This window comes from Pelotomaculum terephthalicicum JT (assembly GCF_022410535.1).
GTDB classification, from domain to species: domain Bacteria; phylum Bacillota; class Desulfotomaculia; order Desulfotomaculales; family Pelotomaculaceae; genus Pelotomaculum_D; species Pelotomaculum_D terephthalicicum.
The window spans coordinates 113,053-131,600 of the sequence record NZ_JAKNBL010000006.1; the positions used below are offsets into that span (position 1 = coordinate 113,053).

The 18,548-nt window shown below is 48.4% G+C and carries 18 protein-coding genes; 1 reads left to right on the top strand and 17 read right to left on the bottom strand.

What is annotated here, in order from left to right:
* The first annotated feature begins 438 nt into the window (after window positions 1-438).
* Window positions 439-1,830 (top strand): ArsB/NhaD family transporter, encoded by a 1,392-nt coding sequence (locus tag L9W92_RS06500; protein ID WP_240082929.1) that lies wholly within the window; start codon window positions 439-441, stop codon window positions 1,828-1,830.
* 77 nt (window positions 1,831-1,907) lie between these two features.
* On the opposite strand, the gene L9W92_RS06505 is transcribed toward L9W92_RS06500, so the two are convergent.
* From L9W92_RS06505 to aroF, 17 genes are all read right to left on the bottom strand, one after another.
* Window positions 1,908-2,963: an NAD(P)H-dependent glycerol-3-phosphate dehydrogenase gene (locus L9W92_RS06505; RefSeq protein WP_240082930.1), complete on the bottom strand. Its 1,056-nt coding sequence runs from the start codon at window positions 2,961-2,963 to the stop codon at window positions 1,908-1,910.
* 47 nt (window positions 2,964-3,010) lie between these two features.
* A complete protein-coding gene (plsY, locus tag L9W92_RS06510; RefSeq protein ID WP_240082931.1) occupies window positions 3,011-3,598 on the bottom strand; it encodes a glycerol-3-phosphate 1-O-acyltransferase PlsY in 588 nt (195 codons plus the stop codon).
* 43 nt (window positions 3,599-3,641) lie between these two features.
* On the bottom strand, window positions 3,642-4,967 hold the full coding sequence (gene der / locus L9W92_RS06515) for a ribosome biogenesis GTPase Der (protein ID WP_240082932.1): 1,326 nt from the start codon (window positions 4,965-4,967) through the stop codon (window positions 3,642-3,644).
* Window positions 4,968-4,998: 31 nt separating this feature from the next.
* Window positions 4,999-6,315: a DUF512 domain-containing protein gene (locus tag L9W92_RS06520; RefSeq protein ID WP_240082933.1), complete on the bottom strand. Its 1,317-nt coding sequence runs from the start codon at window positions 6,313-6,315 to the stop codon at window positions 4,999-5,001.
* Between the two features lie 56 nt (window positions 6,316-6,371).
* Window positions 6,372-6,836, bottom strand: coding sequence for a DUF3189 family protein (locus tag L9W92_RS06525; protein ID WP_240082934.1), 465 nt, complete (start codon window positions 6,834-6,836; stop codon window positions 6,372-6,374).
* Complete coding sequence (locus L9W92_RS06530) at window positions 6,805-7,296, bottom strand: DUF3189 family protein (protein WP_240082935.1); 492 nt, start codon at window positions 7,294-7,296, stop codon at window positions 6,805-6,807. The genes L9W92_RS06525 and L9W92_RS06530 overlap by 32 nt, the downstream gene beginning before the upstream one ends.
* A gap of 13 nt (window positions 7,297-7,309) precedes the next feature.
* Window positions 7,310-7,501, bottom strand: a complete 192-nt coding sequence (locus L9W92_RS06535) for a capping complex subunit for YIEGIA (protein WP_240082936.1) — start codon at window positions 7,499-7,501, stop codon at window positions 7,310-7,312.
* 1 nt (window position 7,502) lies between these two features.
* Window positions 7,503-8,417: a YIEGIA family protein gene (locus L9W92_RS06540; protein ID WP_376741792.1), complete on the bottom strand. Its 915-nt coding sequence runs from the start codon at window positions 8,415-8,417 to the stop codon at window positions 7,503-7,505.
* 187 nt (window positions 8,418-8,604) lie between these two features.
* Window positions 8,605-9,888: a stage II sporulation protein P gene (spoIIP, locus tag L9W92_RS06545; protein ID WP_240082937.1), complete on the bottom strand. Its 1,284-nt coding sequence runs from the start codon at window positions 9,886-9,888 to the stop codon at window positions 8,605-8,607.
* On the bottom strand, window positions 9,872-10,675 hold the full coding sequence (locus tag L9W92_RS06550) for a DUF1614 domain-containing protein (protein ID WP_240082938.1): 804 nt from the start codon (window positions 10,673-10,675) through the stop codon (window positions 9,872-9,874). The genes spoIIP and L9W92_RS06550 overlap by 17 nt, the downstream gene beginning before the upstream one ends.
* Before the next feature lie 167 nt (window positions 10,676-10,842).
* A complete protein-coding gene (locus L9W92_RS06555; RefSeq protein WP_240082939.1) occupies window positions 10,843-12,849 on the bottom strand; it encodes a bifunctional 4-hydroxy-3-methylbut-2-enyl diphosphate reductase/30S ribosomal protein S1 in 2,007 nt (668 codons plus the stop codon).
* Between the two features lie 87 nt (window positions 12,850-12,936).
* Complete coding sequence (locus tag L9W92_RS06560) at window positions 12,937-13,470, bottom strand: lysophospholipid acyltransferase family protein (RefSeq protein WP_240082940.1); 534 nt, start codon at window positions 13,468-13,470, stop codon at window positions 12,937-12,939.
* Between the two features lie 47 nt (window positions 13,471-13,517).
* Window positions 13,518-14,192 (bottom strand): (d)CMP kinase, encoded by a 675-nt coding sequence (gene cmk, locus L9W92_RS06565; protein ID WP_240082941.1) that lies wholly within the window; start codon window positions 14,190-14,192, stop codon window positions 13,518-13,520.
* A 311-nt stretch (window positions 14,193-14,503) separates the two neighbouring features.
* Entirely contained in the window at window positions 14,504-14,734 is a 231-nt protein-coding gene (locus L9W92_RS06570) for a hypothetical protein (RefSeq protein WP_240082942.1), read from the bottom strand.
* A gap of 210 nt (window positions 14,735-14,944) precedes the next feature.
* A complete protein-coding gene (gene aroA / locus L9W92_RS06575) occupies window positions 14,945-16,231 on the bottom strand; it encodes a 3-phosphoshikimate 1-carboxyvinyltransferase (RefSeq protein ID WP_240082943.1) in 1,287 nt (428 codons plus the stop codon).
* Window positions 16,232-16,285: 54 nt separating this feature from the next.
* A complete protein-coding gene (locus L9W92_RS06580) occupies window positions 16,286-17,389 on the bottom strand; it encodes a prephenate dehydrogenase (RefSeq protein WP_240082944.1) in 1,104 nt (367 codons plus the stop codon).
* Complete coding sequence (gene aroF, locus L9W92_RS06585; protein WP_240082945.1) at window positions 17,386-18,402, bottom strand: 3-deoxy-7-phosphoheptulonate synthase; 1,017 nt, start codon at window positions 18,400-18,402, stop codon at window positions 17,386-17,388. The genes L9W92_RS06580 and aroF overlap by 4 nt, the downstream gene beginning before the upstream one ends.
* Window positions 18,403-18,548: the final 146 nt, after the last annotated feature.

Sequence of the window (18,548 nt, forward strand, 5' to 3'; positions counted from 1 at the left end):
GTAAAAGATTTAATAAGGATTTTCTCAAAAGGTGAATCCGTATGAAGCGCACGCATCCCTCCTCCACAAGAGAAAAAGTCATAATATTAAACTCATTCGTGAAACCTAGTCCACGGTTATTTTTTTCCAGTGGCATACAATAACAATATATATATATGGACTGTTTTAAGTGAATATAACCTGGGAAATGAAAAATCCAAAAAATATTTTCCATAATTAACCTGGCACAAATCAGGGCGCTCATAGCTGGTATCAATGTTTATTTCAACGGATATTATAATATTAAGAAACGGCTAGCTTAAGCTTGATAATTTCAGACTAAAAATGGATTTCAAAAATACCACCTTGATAACTAAATATTCTTAATGGAAAAATGAGTTTTTATATTAGGTAGATGAAAACAATGTCTACCTAACTTTTATGAGAGGAGAAATTTTCTTGTCGGAAAGCGCTCAAGTCATTTTTGCCACTGCGGTATTCTTAATTACATACGCAGTGATAGTATCAGAAATAGTTCATCGCACTGTGGTTGCATTGGTAGGAGCTAGTTTGATGGTCTCAACGAAAATATTAGGTCTGGACCAAGCTGTCGCAGCTATAGATTTCAATACCGTTGGCTTACTGGTGGGTATGATGATAATCGTTGGCATCACCAGGCGAACAGGCATTTTTGAATACCTGGCAATTAAGGCTGTAAAAAGTTCGAAAGGGGAGCCACTTAAAATTATCGCTGCTTTGTCTTTGATTACAGCTGTCTTGTCTGCGTTATTAGATAACGTTACGTCTGTGCTTTTAATTGTGCCGGTAACCTTTGCTATAGCCAAGCAACTAGAACTCAACCCGGTGCCGTTCCTGATAGCAGAAATTATATCCTCCAATATTGGCGGTGCAGCTACTTTAATAGGTGACCCGCCCAATATTATGATTGGTAGTGCCACTGAACTAGGCTTTATGGATTTCCTCATTAACCTGTTGCCTGTAATAATTATCATATATATTTTGACCATATTTTATATGCAAATTATATTTCGAAAACAACTAGTATCTAGACCGAAACTTCAAGATATTATTATGAAAATTGATGAAAAGGATCAGATAAAAGATGCCAAGTTATTAAATAAATGTCTGGTAGTTCTTTTTATTACCGTCCTGGGTTTTGTTTTACACCAATATATACACCTCGAATCATCAGTTATAGCCCTGTCGGGGGCCAGCTTGTTGCTTCTGGCTACCGGGGATGACACGGAACATTCCTTGCAAGCAGTTGAATGGCCCGTTATATTCTTCTTTATCGGCCTATTCGTGGTAGTGGGAGCTTTAGAAAAGGTAGGTGTGATTGAATTAATGGCTAAGTGGTCTCTGGCGGTGACTGGCGGCAGCATGGTTCCAACAGCCATGCTGATTCTTTGGTTATCTGCCATAGCTTCGGCCTTTGTTGACAATATTCCCTTTGTCGCCGCAATGATTCCATTAATCCAAGAGATGGGCCGTTTGGGAGGTATTGCGGACTTAAATTTTTTCTGGTGGTCGCTGTCGTTAGGTGCTTGTCTAGGTGGCAACGGGACTGTTATAGGTTCATCGGCTAATGTGGTCGTTATAGGTATGGCCGAAAAGCAGGAGTTAAATATCAGCTTTATAAATTATATGAAGGTGGCTTTCCCACTGATGTTATTGTCTATATCGGCATCCACTGTTTATCTTCTTTTCTGGTATTTGTTCAATACCATGACAAATATTGCGGTAACTTTGGGTATAGCAGTAATTCTTGCTTTAATTATAAAACCACTCACCAAGATGCTAATAAAACAAAAACGTGTTACAGATAAGTAAGCCGTTACCATCTAACGGCTGGTTTAAGTATAAAAATGCTCTAAATTTCAGGATTATATACTTATATTTGATAAAGGCTAATATGAGCAGTTATTATTCAGCAATTTTACGGTCATCCTGGCCACTTCTTCCATTTCCCGGGTGCGCCCCCTGCTCATTAGGTTGTTTACAGCAGTCCCCGGGGAAAGCTCCTCGAAGAGTACCTTGTAGATCTGAGCAGTTATAGGCATTTCCACGGCATAACGCGCGGAAAGCTGGTGGGCGGCGCGAGTGGTGCGGACACCTTCAACTACCATGCCAACCAGTTCCAAAGCTTCACTAACTGAACTTCCTTTGCCAATGGCGATACCTGCCCGCCGGTTGCGGCTGTGTCTACTGGTACAGGTTACGATTAAGTCGCCCACGCCGGCCAAACCGGCAAAAGTCAGCGGATTGGCGCCCATGATTACGCCCAGACGGGTAATCTCTGCTAAACCGCGTGTCATCAGGGCTGCTTTAGTGTTGTCGCCGAAGCTTAAGCCTTCAGCGATACCGGTACCCAGGGCGATAATATTTTTCAAGGCGCCGCCCAACTCCACACCAAGCAAATCCGGGTTGGTATAAACTCTGAAGCTCTCACTCATCAACAATTCCTGGACATATTCAGCGGTCTCCATCTGGTGTGACGCCGCTACTACCGCCGTTGGAAGATCCCGGCCGACTTCTTCAGCATGACTGGGGCCGGACAAACCTGCGTATTTTTGGAGCAATTCCGTGCCGGCTTCCTGGGCAAAAACATCCGACATGCTGATGAGACTTGTTTCTTCAATACCCTTTGCAGTATTTACATAGATCACGTCATTCGCCAGAAGGGGACGGCTTTGGCGCACAACCTCGCGAAAAGCGTGAGAAGGCACGCTAAAAAAAATTACCCCTGCTTTCCAGAAAGTCCGCTCCAGATCAGCTGTTACTTCTATATTTTGGTGAACCGCCACGCCGGGCAGGTAATGTCTGTTTTCTCCGGCGGCATTTATTTCTTCAGCCAATTCAGGCCGGCGGGCCCACATCTTAACCCGGCAACCCTTTTTGGCAAGAAGCACCGCCAGGGCTGTAGCCCAACTCCCGGCACCGATAACTCCGACCAGTTCCCTCACCTGTTTTACCTCCTATTTTTTTCTGATTGTATACTATGTCGAAAATATTAGAATAACTTTCTCACTCTGGGTTCCGTCCCCGTAAACAACCTCTTAATATTGGGAATATGTTTAACCACCGCAAAGGCAGCGATAAAAACGCCCAGCGCAAGATAAGGCCGCTCCAGGTGAAAAGCCAGCATCAGGAAAGGTATTGAAGACACCGCCAGTAAGGAACCAATGGATACATATCTGGTAATGACCACGGCAACAACCCAAATTGCCGCGGCTAAAGCACCGACAGGAAGGGAAACGGCGGCCAGCACCCCAACCCCTGTGGCAACCAGCTTGCCGCCTTTAAAACCGAGAAAAACCGGCCAACTGTGCCCGGTCAGCACCGCCACGGCTGCTAGAGCCACTAGTGATGGTCCGCCGAAATGCTTGGCCAAAATGACGGCCAGCACTCCTTTCCCGAGATCCCCCGCCAGGGCGACAACCCCCGCCGCCGGCCCCGCGTTGCGCCACACATTGGTGGTGCCGACATTGCCGCTTCCCAAGCCGCGTATATCAATTCCCTTCCAGTAACGGGCAGTCAGATAACTGGCGGGAATAGAGCCAATTAAGTAGCTAGCCAATACGATCCAGATATAATGCAAGAATATTATCTCCCTTTCATTTGAACAAACAGGTATTCATATTCTACTGTTCTTCTTTAGAGCGCCTGCGCAAGCCAAACCAAATCGGTGTCCCTTCAAATCCATAAGCGTTTCTGAACTGGTTTTCCAGGTAACGCCGATAAGAAAAATGCATTAATTCCGGCTCATTCACAAACAAGATAAACTTAGGAGGTTTTACCCCGCCCTGAGTCGCATACATAATTTTCAACCGCCTGGACTTGTCTCCCGGCGGAGGATTATGCATTACAGCTTCTTTGATCAAGTTGTTTATGTTAGGGGTGCTCAGCCTTATCGCATGCTGTCCCGCGACAAAATCAACCAGTTCCAACACCCTGGGCACTCGCTGCCCGGTGAGAGCCGAAATATAAACAACCGGAGCATATTGCATAAAGCTTAATTCCTCGCGAATATTTTCGGTAAAGCGGTTCATTGTGCGGTCATCCTTATTAATCAGGTCCCATTTATTCACCACTATTACCGTAGCCTTTCCCGCTTCATGGGCATACCCGGCGATGCGCTTGTCCTGCTCTGTAACCCCTGCCACAGCGTCCAGCACAATCAATACAACATCACTCCGGTCTACAGCCTTTAATGCCCTTATCGCGCTGTATTTTTCCGTAAGTCCGCCGACCTTGCTCTTACGCCGCATGCCAGCCGTGTCAATGATTACATATGGCCTGCCGTCCCGTTCAAAAGGAGTGTCGATAGCGTCGCGGGTAGTACCGGATATTTTACTGACAATTACCCGCTCCTCGCCTAAAATGGTATTGACTAAAGAAGACTTGCCGACATTGGGGCGGCCGATCACAGCAATCTTGATTGTGTCTGCCGGATACTTTTCCTCTTCTTCATGGGGGAGCAATTCAACCAGCCTGTCCAGCAAGTCGCCGGTATTGAGACCCTCCGCCGCTGATACGGGAACCGGCTCTCCCAAGCCCAGGCGATAAAATTCATAAAGCTGGGTTTGGGAACCGTAATTTTCCACTTTATTGGCGGCAAGTACAGCTGGTTTATTTAAACGTCGAATGATTGCAGCTGCGTCTTCGTCGTCGGGATTTAACCCCGCCCTGGCGTCAACCACAAACAATACCACATTGGCCTCTTGTATGGCGAGCTCAATCTGCCGCCGGACCCCCCGGTTAATTTCCCCGTTTTCTTGGAAATCCAGCCCGCCTGTGTCCACCAGGGTAAAGCTGCGGCCGGCCCACTCGGCTTCCAGGTAAAGGCGGTCCCTGGTTACTCCGGGCTCATCTTCAACTATAGCCACCCGACCGCCGACAATCCGGTTAAAAAGAGTTGACTTGCCCACATTAGGCCGACCTACTATTGCTACTACCGGTTTGGGCACCGGTCTTCACCTCCAAAATAACTTTCAACAGTCAGCGGCCGGTGGATGGAATCAGGATTTCCACTAACTGCCGTGGACCGCCGGCCACGGCAACCGGCTTATGCAAATGCCTGGATATTTCCGGCAAGGTCAGTCCATCCAGGAAAATCTCCTCGTCTTTTTTTAACATCACTGCCGGGAGCACAAGAAGATCCCCTATCTCGCCGGGATTAAGCTGAGCAATCAAATCTTGACCGGTAACCAAACCGGCTACCGTAATCTGCTCACCGAAAAAATGATTTTTTATTACAGATATGGAAACATTCAGTCCCTTAACGTTATTAAGTCCGGCCGCCACCGGCCTGAGCGCTTTTTCCCCCAGCATACCTGTGGCTAAGGTAGCCTTGAGCTTTGGCGCCTTTCTGGGCAATCCGGCTTTAGCTATCTCCCACTCGTCCAGAAAAAGGCGGGTTAAACCAACTCCGTTTTCCACCTGAGGAAAACCGGCATATCTTTCCGCGTTAGGGATCTGTTCACCGGACAGCAGGTAAAATTCATCCGCAGCGTAAACAAACGGGTTATTCAGACGTTCAAGAAAATCGTCCTGCTTTTGAGTGACCCATTGTAACAATCGCGCCGCCTCGTCACGATGGAAAGTCCGCAGTTGACAGCAATCTTGTCTGAACCTGGTCAGTCCTACCGGCACCAAGGCCAGAGAGCCAACTGCCGGCCACAGGCCAACCAGGTCGGCTAAAGTCCGTTCAAGCTCTTTTTCATCATTTAATCCGGGACAAAGCACCACTTGGGTATGCATTTCTATACCCGCCCCGGCCAGGTATTTAAGCTGTTCGGAAATCAGGCCGGCTTGTTTGTTCCCCAGCATCCGCTCCCGCAGCTCCGGATTGGTTGTATGAACCGATATATACAGAGGACTAAGCCGCTGCCTGGCAATCCTCCTCAACTGCTCATCCTGCAGGTTGGTAAGGGTGATAAAATTACCGTTCCAAAAGGAAAGCCGGTAATCATCATCCTTTAGATAAAGTGTCTGCCGCATGTCAGGCGGCATTTGATCAACAAAACAAAAAAGGCATTTATTAGCGCAGTGGATGGTGTGTCCGAAGTTGCGCGGACCAAAATCAATGCCCAGAGGCTCGTCGTAATCTTTTTCAACATCCAGAAGCCAACGGCCGCCATCCCGCTTTGTTATGATCATATCCAAACTCTCGTCAGTTTCTAAAAAACGGAGGTCTATTAAATCCCGCACCGGTTCGCCGTTGATCCGCACTATCCGGTCACCCGGTTCCAGCCCAAGCTCGCCGGCGATACTGCCCGGCTCCACCCTGAATACTTCCAGGCCTAGTTGCCTCACGGGCGCCCCTCCCTGCCGCTGTTCTCAAACCATTATCTATAAATTCCATTATATAGTCAAGGGAGTTTTCCTTTCCCTTGTTTCTGCTCATGCACTAATTGGTTTAGAGAATCAAAGATCTTTTTGACACCGGCTAAGACAATTGTTCTCCCCAAAGGAGTTAATATTACAGAACGGCATAAGATTTGTCCCGCCCGCAATAAATAATTTTCTCTGAATTTAATATCCACCATGTATAGCTCTTCTGGCGCACGTTGATAAATGCTGATAAAGCTGTCAATCAGACGGTTGATCAAGGCACGGTCACCTTTAATTGAAAGGGCGAATATTTTATTGCCTTGTTCATCCTCTCCCAGGGATATTATTTCTCCTTCATTGTTTTTATTTAATTTCATAAAAGGAAGGCTCCACAATGCGCTGACGGCCGGCTCCTTACCCGCCGGCAGAGAGCCTGAATGAATTGCGCCGGCCAAACCGGCGAGGGGAAATTTACTGCCGCTGACGTATAGAATTTTCTTCACCGCAACACCTGATTGCTTTTTTTACTTGCCGAACTAAATTAATAACCTGTAAATAAGCCGCCTGAGTGCCCAGCGTGACTATCGGACGTCCGACTCTGATAAAACCGCACCGCCTGGAGAGATAACCGCCTAACTTCATTGTCCAGTTCACATTTTTCATTACATCAACCAGTAGATATTCTTCCGCCGGTATCTCAAAAATACCGGCCAAACCTTTGAAAATGTTTTGGAAAACAAGCGGTCTGCCCCGGCACGCCGAAAAATATATCTCATTACCGGCTTCGTCCAGGCCCATAAAAAAAATATGCCCGTGCTCATCTTTTTCTTGCCGGTCATAAAAAGGTATTTCCCAGAATGCCTTCAGGCCCGGCACACGGTCCGCGGGTAACATTCCCAGATGGATGGACGCGGCTGTGACCGAGGAATGGGCGCCGCCGTAACAGTGATAGATTATTTTCATCAAGCATGCTCCTCTAATGCCGGACAATTACCAATGTCCCGTTCTCTAAATCATGCACCGTCGCGTCCAGCATTTTTGACAAGTAACGGGCCATTTTTTCCTGTTTTTCTTCATCACCGGCAAAAAAAATAGGGGCACCCCCGCTCACTTCTTCCATATTAAGGGTGATAACAGCTAATATTGTGCCCGTTGTCGCATTAAACAATTCACATCACCTTATCTTCAACAGACTTGATGCTTGGTCCCGCATTCAACGGCTTGCTCCTGGCGCTCTCCAGCACTGGCGTGAGCTTTACCGCGGCAATCAACTTTTCAATGTCCTTATGTACAGGTACAATATAAAGTCCAACCTCACCGGTATCCGGGTTTTTCCTGGCCAGAGGGGTAAACTCAGGCAAGTCCACATCTTTCTTTGTTCCCAGGAAAACAGCGGCGGTAAAGGCAATCGCCGTCCGCTGGCCAATATCATGAATAGTGGCGCGGGCGTTGCTGTTCTTTGGCTTGATCATCACGGCCAATCCGTCTTGCAATATTTTATCCCGCATTGATTTGAGACCGATATTGATTAAGCCAATCTCGTCAATTTTTAAGATACTTCCGTCGAAGCTCAGCCTTGCGGGGACCACATCACAGATATCACCGATGATCTCACCCGACATAAAATAATAGCTGGCGTAAAGCATGAGAAAGGCTGCGAATACCGCTGCCGGGACCCCGCCAAACTGGGCTGCCAAAGCGGTAATCAGAGATGTCCCCATTACCAGGTAGTTCCTGGCTTCAAAAGTCCTCGCTATTCCTTCGATGTAATCCAGACCTCTTTTTACCAGTTCTGTTTTCTCCAGGCTTTCCAGCGTCTGCCGCTCCATATTGCGTATTTCCCGGAATTGCTGCGCAGCTAATGTTAAAAAAGTAACCGCGACAAAATCGGGCTTTAATAAAGCGGGAACAGCGACAGCGCCAAGCGCGGAGGCTATTAAGCCAAGGGCCGTATGGGTCAAGTAGCCGTGTGGGTACCCGGGATATTGACGGTAGTCAATCCGCAGCAAAATAATTCGGGCCGCGGTGCCGGCTAAAACACCAATCAATATCACAGCCAGGTAATCAGGATAATAATGAGACAGTCCCCTCACCCCCTGAAATATCACAAAACCCAAGATGCGGCTCTTATCCGTGCGAAGGGTGACATAACCGGACTGCAGCGCGAAAATTGGCGGCAGGGCCGCCAATTTGATGCCGCAAGTCCGGTCAGATTAGAGCGGTTCTAATAGCGGCGGGGAGTGTCGTCTTGTTGCCGGGACGACACTGTACCTAATCCTTAGTCAAGTCATCTTTCCGCTCTTTCAATGCTTCGTTCACCAGAGGATCGTCACCCGGAACATTTTCCCCGGTTGCTTTTTGGTCTGGCTTAGAGAGTTTACGCGCAGCCACGCGCGGACCAAGGAAGCTGTTAAATTCCCTGCCAAAACCGGTCAGTCTTTTTTTGGCGTTTTCCAGGCCGCCTGAACTGATCAATAAGAACGCCAACCCTCCAACTATCGTCAACCCCAGGATCCACCCCAACGCCTTCCAGGCTCCGGTCGTTGTCCCGGACGGTCTATTAGTGACGGGCGCGCCTGGAGCGGCGGGCGCAGCTGGCGAAAGACCGAGTACCACGGGAATAGCTTCTGAAAACATCGACATGCCCATCTCTGCTTCTTCCTTGGTATTTGTATGGGTGCCAGCTTCGATCAGCAAAGCTGTCGGCGTTAGATCTTGATTATAGTCACCTTTTCCGACAAAAATCTCTTTTACCACTTTGGGGTGCAGATTATTGGCGGAAGCCATCATCTGTTTTGCAAAGTCCATGTTGGCGGACATCCTCGGGTTTTCCCGGCCGATCACCAGACGAAGCTTGGCCACACTCTTGCCGTCTATAGTTGTCCGGTAATAATTAGGGTCCGGAACCCCGTCCCGGTGCACGTCAAATATGGCCGACGGATTTTTCTTCATTAAACTGGTCGCCGTCCGGCGGGAACGTGTATAGGCGTTATTATCGTGCGGGTCATGAGGCGTCTGGTCGTAATCGACTTGGTAACCCGACCCTTGAAGCCGGTTGGCCATAGTTTTGCCTACCTGATAGATGCCACCCTTAAAAGGGATTGCGTCTGTACCGTCCGAAGGGACATAAGATTCATCCGTGTGCGAGTGGTATACAGCAAAAGTGCTCTTGCTCTTTTCTGCCAGGTTTTTAACTACTACCGCGCTTTGATTGGCGTAATATTCATTATAGGCCAGTATTTGTGAATCCATGCCCAGGAATTTTGCTTCAGCTTTGTCCCCCTGAACACGTTCCACCCGGTAATGCCTGCCTTCCGAGGTGTATAATTCATCTCCCGACGCAGCTATTCTGGCCATTTCACTGATAGTGCTTCCCTCTTCATCAACGATAGTTGTATATCTGCCGATTAGATGATCAGGTGTTTCTTTATTAAAAAACCCCGCAGTGGTAAAAGCCGGCCATAACAAGAGATTATTTGAGTGACAATAAAATAAAGAGCATCCCAGCAGCACCAAAACGCTCAGCCCAATAATGAGTTTACTCTTGTCCTTCATGTTTATCTGCATCCACCTTTCTCCGGTTATCACTCGGCGCGCCTCTCTTCGCTTCCCCGTGTTTTTCGCCGTTATCTTCACCTGAAACCTCAAATTGCGGTTTTTGCAGTCCTTGCACTAATTTGCGCGACCTTCCTGCTACACCCGGTCCACCTGATAACCTCTCAAAAGATTCGCCAATCAGTTCAGCCAGAAGAATCGCCACAATACCGGCCAGAATAATTGTGTCGAAAGCGCCGCCGCCACCTATGGCAACATTATAATTACCCGGCGCGCCATTTCCTAACAGCCAGACATAGTGAATGATATCAACAAAAAGCACGCCTAATGTCGCGGAAACAAAGGCTGCCCGCCGGGACCTGCCGAAAATGTAAGCGACAATCCCACCTACCAGCGGGTAAAGATAAATTGCATCCAATACCGCATAACGACCGGCCGGCTCAATGGTGGAACCGGAGTTAACCAGTGATCCGATTATGTACACTGATATCGCCGTTACCACCGCGCCAATGAGGGCCCTGCTCCATTCTTTTGCCGTACCTGCCTTAGACAAGAGATATATGGCCAACCCTATCGGCACCAACGCGCCCCCAACGTTAATTGAAGTGTTGAATGGGGTAAAAGGTACGGGAATATTAATAAAACTGCCGATAATGATTGCGGCGATGACAAGCAGCGCTCCTCGGTCAGACAGTCTCATCCGGTCTAGAGCGCGTTGGGCCAGCCCAAGATAAACGACTACTGATCCGAGTAGCAGAAGGGTGATGCCAACTGGAAATCGCTCCAAAGTAATTCAGCCTCCTCATAATTGGGAAATAACATTGTTAGACTGTCCACTCATTTAAAAAATATGCAAATCGCTTTTTCTCCAAAAAGAAAAAGCGGTAATAGATTTGCCTCTATCACCGCTTTCCGACTTGTTAAAGTTGCTCTTTGAATGTACTTATTACAAGCTTAATCTTCTTTTTTCTCAAACACATCGCCAACCATGTCACCTATGGTGATAACCTCATTCCCGCTTTCCTGGCCCATGGCGCTGGAATAATCACGGGCTTCCCGGTCCTGTTTTTCCTTGTTGACCTCTCTTATTGACAGGCGGATGCGCTTATCAGTCTTATCCACGCTTAAAACTTTGACATTTACCTCCTCACCCTCAGTTACCACTTCGTCCGGTTTGGCCACGTGATGATCAGCCAGGTGAGATATATGCACGAGTCCTTCCACGCCGGGTTCAAGCTGAACAAAAGCGCCGAAAGGAGCAAGACGCACGACTTTTGCCACTATAATACTGCCCACGGGATATTTCTCTTCGACACTGTCCCATGGATTCGGCAATACTTGCTTTAGACCTAACGATATCTTTTCATTTTCACGGTCGACCTTCAGCACCATCACTTCCAGTTCATCGCCAACCTTGACCACTTCGGAAGGGTGGTTAATCCGGTACCAGGACATTTCAGAAATGTGCAGGAGTCCGTCCACGCCGCCGATGTCGACAAAAGCTCCAAATTGAGTCAGACGACGCACGGTGCCTTTGACAATTTGGTTTTCTTGCAGGTTTTCCAGCATTTCCTGGCGAATGCGGGCATAATCTTCTTCAAGTACTGCTTTGCGCGATAATATTACTTTTTTTCTGCCGCGGTTTATTTCTATCACCCGGGCAGTAATCTCCTGACCGAGATATTTCGAAAGGTCTTCAACATAGCCCCTTTCAACCAGCGAAGCCGGTAAAAACGCGCGCGCGCCGACATCCACCAGCAGGCCGCCCTTAACAACTTCACGGACTGTTCCTTGGACAGGTTCTTGTGTATTTAGCATATCCTCCAATTTACCCCAGGCTTTTTCAGCATCAGCCTTCTCTTTGGATAGAATTAGCTTCCCTTCGTTGTCCTCTGCCTTCAAAACGCATACCTCTATTTCATCCCCCACCTTGACAACTTCTTGGGGGGAAGTAACTTCACAGCATGACAGTTCCCTGATGGGAATAACTCCTTCGGATTTCGCGCCCACGTCAACCATAACTTCATCCTGGCCAACGTGAACTACCACTCCTTTAACAATTTCACCATGCCGTAGCGCCTTTACCTCTACAGCGTCCTTCATGCCTTCTTCAGCGCTGACCATCTCTTCGTTGTCACTCATTCGTCTTTTAACCTCCTCTATAATCCAGTCAGGTGTGGATGCACCCGCTGTTAACCCTGTAACTTTTACTCCCCGAAACCAGGCCGGATCCAGATCATCCGCTGTTTCGACGTGATATGTTGTCTTTCCCGATTTCCGACAGATATCAACCAACTTCCTGGTATTCGCACTGCTGATACCTCCTGCTACAACCATCACGTCTACCTGCCGGGTTAGTTCCAGGGCAGCTCGTTGCCGCTCTGCTGTAGCGTGGCAAATCGTATTAAATACTTTAATTTCCGCACCTGTCTTACTAATAGCCTCAACAGTTGATTCAAAGTTATCCAGGGATTGCGTGGTCTGAGCAATAACCCCTACTTTGCCGGTCATTGACAACAGGCTTGATTCATCCGCATTCTCTACCACCAAAGCCTGCTTGCCGGCCCAACCGATTATTCCGCGTACTTCCGGGTGATGCTTATCCCCAACTACCACCACTTGAAAACCTTCCGCGGTGAGGTCTCGCGCAAGAACATGTGCCCTACGCACAAAGGGACAAGTGGCATCCACAATATTTAAACCCCGCGCTTTGGCTGTTTCCAGAACGGCAGGCTCGACACCATGAGACCTGATTATAAGCGTTCCGGAATCTGCCTCCACCGGATCCGAGATTTCTCTAATACCCATTTCAGCTAATCGAGCCTGTACTTGCGGATTGTGAATTAACGGACCCAGGGAATAAACGGGGCCAGCCCCTTTTAATACTGTGGCCTGCGCCATTTCAATAGCCCTGTTCACGCCGAAACAAAACCCGGCTTTTTCAGCAACCCGCACTTCCATAACTAAACACCGCTTTTATCACAAGAACATTCGCTATGCAACCTTAAATTTCCTTCTAACTATTTTTACAATTTTTAATTAATTTATTTAGCAACTTTTAAGTAAATCAGCTATTTGTTCCATCATATTATTACTGGCCTTTTCCATATCCAGCCGCGAAACTTTTGAGCCTGCTTGATAAAATACCGGTTTGCCGATATTCACCCTTACTTTGCCCAAAACCCCTCTTGAACCTTTAATGGCTACCGGCAAAAATGGCACCCCCGCTTTTAAAGCCAGCATAGCCGCACCCAAATGCGGCTTTAACAATTGGCCGGTATGACTCCTGGTTCCTTCGGGGAAAACGCCTACAATTTGGCCCTCATCTAATAGTTTCATCGCCGTACGGATTGCTGCCCGGTCTAATTGATTCCGTCTAACCGGAAAAGTGCCCACGGCACGAATGAACGTGCTTAGCAAAGGGATATCAAACAGCTCTGATTTGGCCATGTAATTAACTCTCCGGTTAATGGCACAACCGACAACAACCGGGTCCCAGTAACTAGTATGGTTAGAAACCAGCACCAGTCCGCCTTCCGCCGGCAAATTAGACAATCCGCATATTTCCCAACGCCTTAACAATAATAGAACAACCCGGCAAATAGACCGGGCAAAACTATAAAACACTTTTATCTCACCGCCAAAACCCGGTCTATAATCATTTTTACAACCATATCGACAGTAAAAAAAGAACTGTCGATTATTTCCGCGTCCGGAGCTGGAACCAAGGGGTCGGTCTTTCTGGTAGTATCGATTCTATCCCTCTCACATATTTCCATCTCCATCTGCTCCTGATTGACATGGTAGCCTTTGCCAATTAGTTCCTCCCTGCGTCTCCTTGCCCTCTCTTCAGTTGAAGCGGTAAGATAAATTTTAATCCGCGCGTCCGGAAGAACGACTGTTCCGACATCCCGTCCCTCCATTACCACCCCGCCTCGTTTGGCCATAGCTTGCTGCAACTTTACCAAATGCTTTCTTACCGCTGGAATACTGGCGGTTAGAGAAACGTTTTGAGAAATGTACGGGCTGCGTATCTCTTCAGTGACGTCCTCACTGTCCAGCAATATTTTTAAATTGCGATCATCTCCGGCAACAAGCTCTACGTTGGCGGCTTCCGCCATTTCACCAACGGCAACAGGATCATGCAGATCAAGCCCTTCGCGAATGGCCTTCAATGTTATTGCCCGGTACATTGCACCCGTGTCTATATATAAATATCCAAGTTCTTCGGCAACCATCCTGGCCACAGTGCTCTTGCCGGCTCCGGCAGGCCCGTCTATGGCAATGTTAGGCTTCGAATCCATAACCCCTCCGGATTCATAATGTATTTTCAACTTAAGTTATTTCGACATAATTGATTTTTTACCTTTTTTTTAACAGGATGGATACAAAATAACCTAATTTATTATCCTAATATATCAGAATCATTTAAATTATAGGCAAAAAATATCTAGATTATATTATTCTACCTGAATATTTTTTAATACCCATTACAGCACAATCCATTAAAGAAAACATCCGCCAAAAAGCCAAGCAGATGTCATGTTTGTTTAAACTATTGTTTTAACAGTACCCTTTTCATTGAATCAAAGTGATAATTAAGGAATAAATGTAATCATTGCATCATTTCGCTAACTGCTTCCGAAATCATTTCTTTTGAAAAACCGCCATGGAAGCGGGGCTCACCATTAATAACAGTCAAAGGGAGCCTTACTCTATCCAGGATCGCACTGATATTAGGGTAATTCTCCATTTCAGCGCTTTGCACATCCACATAAGCATAACCTATGGCTTCGCCAAAATTCTTCACCAGAAATTCTTTTAAATCTTCAGCTTCTTCTTGCATCGTTTTTGCTGGGCCGCAACATGCGGCTTCAGGGGATGGGTTTCAGCAACTATCTAAAGGCACAGGCGCATTAGATCCGAATACAGTAATGCTGATTTTTTCCATTATGAAATTTCCTCCCAAGTTTTAATAAGGCTTTTCCATACTAATATCATTATTTTATCCCAAGCTTCACCTACGGTAAACATAATATTGACACACCATAAAATATTAATGCGCACTTTTTATAATAGAGGCAAAGCCCGGAAAGGACACATCAATACATTCCGCTCCGCGCACCAAGGTTTCTCCCTCTGCCGCCAGTCCGGTAACGGCAGCTGCCATGGCTATGCGGTGATCGCCGTGGCTCTCACAAACGGCGCCTTTAAGCTGACGTCCGCCCCGCACAAGGAGGCCGTCCGGCAGTTGTTCCACATCGGCCCCAAACATGCCCAGCATTGTCGCGACGGTGGCAATACGGTCACTTTCTTTTACCTTTAACTCAGCAGCGTCCTTAATTACTGTGACTCCCTCGGCCAGTGCCGCGGCTACCGCCAAAACCGGCACTTCATCAATCAGGCGGGGAATGGTTTCACCTCCGACAGTTACCCCGGATAGTGCTCCGGCATAGCGCGCCCTGATGTCCGCAACCGGCTCTCCGCCTTCATCCCGCCGTTCAAGTAATTCAATAGAAGCGCCCATCTCCCGCAGCACATCCAGTATCCCGCTCCTGGTGGTATTTATCCCAACTCCAGGCAGGGTGATGTCCGATCCGGGGATTATTGAAGCTGCGACAATGAGAAAGGATGCTGAAGAAATATCTCCTGGAACAACCACCTTTTGTCCTTTGAGACAAGGACGGCCGGTTAAACAAATCTTATTGCCGTTAATCTCCACCTTGGCGCCAAAGTATTCCAGCATTCTTTCCGTATGATCCCTGGAGCGGTACGGCTCACTCACCGTAGTCGCCCCTTCTGCATATAAGCCGGCCAAAAGCACTGACGACTTGACCTGGGCGCTGGCCACGGCGCTTTTCAAATAAAAAGGTTTCAGGTTACCGCCCCTTACAGCCAGGGGAGCCAGGTTCGCACCTTGCCTTCCTGCTATTCCAGCGCCCATTTGTCTCAGCGGTCCGGTAACCCGGGCCATAGGGCGACGCCTTAACGAAGCGTCGCCGGTAATTACGCTAAAAAACGGCTGCCCTGCCAAAATACCCAGGAGCAGTCGCATAGTGGTACCCGAATTGCCGGCGTCCAGGATATCTTCCGGTTCGGCAAGACCGTCCAGGCCCCGGCCGCGTACTCTAACCACGGCGTTATCCGGACCTTCTATCTCAACACCTAGCTTCCTCATGCAGTCAATTGTTGACAAACAGTCTTCTCCCGGGAGAAAATTCTCTATCAACGTCTCGCCTTCAGCAATTGACCCCAGCATTACCGCTCTGTGTGAGATTGACTTATCACCCGGCACCGCCGCTTTTCCCCTTAAAGCGCCTGCCGGTTTGATATGCAGATCCATGCAATTCCCCCCCATCAAGGTGCTTTCAGTAAGATCATAATCAAGGAACAGTACCTACTTTTTCCTGACGGTATATCCTTTTTCCTTGAGCACACTGAAGGCGTTAGCCAGATCTTCTTGAGCGGCGAAACCCACTCTGATAGTGCCGCCTTCACCTTCACGCACCCGCATTATTTCAATATCGCTGATATTTATGCCCGCATTTGCCAGGTGAGCGGCAAATGCGGCGATTGCGCCGGGCCGGTCCGGCACCGTAATTATAATCTCAAAAAGGCTGGAAAGATATCTGCTTGTCTTCGCGGGAAGGCCGGAACGAACATCTCTGGCGCTTTCAAGCTTTTTCTGGATATTCGTTCCGGCACCGGCGGCGACGGCGTTTTCATATGTGACGAGTTCTTCACGGAAACGCCTAATCATGTCAAGCACCTGCTCCCGGTTGGCCAGCAAAATATCCCGCCACATCTCCGGCTTGCTGGAGGCAACCCGGGTGGTATCCCGGAATCCGCCTGCGGCAAGGGGCAAAATACTGTCGCTGCCGGGCATTTGCGCCACGGTATTAACCAGCGATGAAGCAATAAGATAGGGCAGGTGGCTGACCGCCGCGACCGCCTGGTCATGCTGTTCCGGTTCCATCTTAATTACTTTGGCTCCCACTCCGGCAACCAGTTTCCCAACTTTGATTTCCGCAGCCGGAGGTGTTTCAGGAGTTGGAGTAAGAATATAAAAGGCGTTTTCAAAAAGATACGGGTCGGCTTCCCGCACTCCCGGCCGTTCAGCGCCGGCCATCGGATGGCCGCCGATAAAGCTTGCGCCGGGCGGTAAAAGCCGGGCGGCGTCACGGACAATAGCAGCCTTGGCGCTCCCGACATCCGTTACAACCGAAGACGGGGAAAGGTAGGGAATAATTTCTTTCAAAACCTTTATCGTCACACTTACAGGAGTGCCGATGATGATTAAGTCAGCCCCGTTCACGCTATCAGCAATTGAATCGGTAAAACGGTGGATGGCGCCGAGTTCAACGGCCAAGCGCAGGCTTTCGTTTGACGATCCCGCCCCGACCACTTCCCCGGCCAGGCCCCGCGCGCACAGCGCCATACCCAGGGAGCCCCCGATCAAGCCGACACCGATAATCGCCACCCGGTTAAAATCGGGGTTCACAGTATTCTCCTCCCCATTGCCGCTGCAACTTGTTTTAACTCTGACATCATTTTCATAAAGTTCGCCGGAGTGAGTGACTGAGGTCCGTCGCATAAAGCCTCGGGCGGGTTCGGGTGTACTTCAACCAGCAACCCGTCGGCGCCGGCGGCGACAGCCGCTTTGGCCATTGAAGGCACAAAGCGCCATTTGCCGATGGCATGGCTGGGATCTACTATCACCGGCAGGTGGGAAAGATATTTTACAATAGGGACAGCGGTCAGATCCAGAGTATTTCTGGTATAATTTTCAAAGCTTTTGATGCCCCGCTCGCACAGGATTACATTATAATTACCGCCGGACATAATATATTCGGCGGCCATCAGCCACTCCTCGACGGTAGCTGAAGGTCCTCTTTTCAATAACACTGGCTTGTCTACTTTGGCCACTTCCCGCAGCAATGAAAAATTCTGCATATTGCGGGCGCCTATTTGCAAAATATCTGCATAATCAGCGATCATCGGCACGGCGCGCACGTCCATCACTTCCGTTACAATCAAAAGACCGGTAAGGTCCCTTGCTTCGGCCAGAAATTTCAGTCCTTCCTCCTCCAGCCCTTGAAAGGAATAAGGTGACGACCGGGGCTTAAAAGCACCTCCTCTGAGTATGGTGGCGCCGGCTTTTTTGACAATTTCCGCCGTTTCCAGGACCTGTTCGCGGCTTTCCACAGCACAAGGGCCGGCCGCCACATGAACGGCATCGCCGCCTATTTGCAGACCGCCTATCTTAATGACAGTACCTTCTTCGTGAAATGTCCTGCTGGCCAGTTTATATGGTTGAAGAATGGGCACAACCCTTTCCACACCGGGCAAAGCCTCCAAACCGATGTCTCCAAGACGGGTCTTATCCCCGATTGCGCCGATAATGGCGCGTTCGACACCACGAGACAAATGAATCTGAAACCCCGCTTTTTTAAGCCTGATTATTACCGCTTCTATTTTATCATCATCGGCATGATGATCCATAATGATAATCAAAATTTATTCCTCCTCGAGCTTTAAATAGCCTCTCGGCATTCGCCGAGGCAGATGGCACAAGGCTTTGCTTGAACCATCGTTATTGAATTCCTCCTACTTACCATAGAGGAATTTTTTTTAAATCCGCATCCAATTGGGAATTCGGA

Bases quoted from the DNA above. Each gene is read 5' to 3' on its own strand.
- L9W92_RS06570 (WP_240082942.1), bottom strand. From the start codon at position 14,734: ATGCAAGAAGAAGCTGAAGATTTAAAAGAATTTCTGGTGAAGAATTTT.
- cmk (WP_240082941.1), bottom strand. From the start codon at position 14,192: ATGGATTCGAAGCCTAACATTGCCATAGACGGGCCTGCCGGAGCCGGC.
- L9W92_RS06530 (WP_240082935.1), bottom strand. From the start codon at position 7,296: ATGAAAATAATCTATCACTGTTACGGCGGCGCCCATTCCTCGGTCACA.
- aroA (WP_240082943.1), bottom strand. From the start codon at position 16,231: ATGGATCTGCATATCAAACCGGCAGGCGCTTTAAGGGGAAAAGCGGCG.
- L9W92_RS06555 (WP_240082939.1), bottom strand. From the start codon at position 12,849: ATGGAAGTGCGGGTTGCTGAAAAAGCCGGGTTTTGTTTCGGCGTGAAC.
- spoIIP (WP_240082937.1), bottom strand. From the start codon at position 9,888: ATGAAGGACAAGAGTAAACTCATTATTGGGCTGAGCGTTTTGGTGCTG.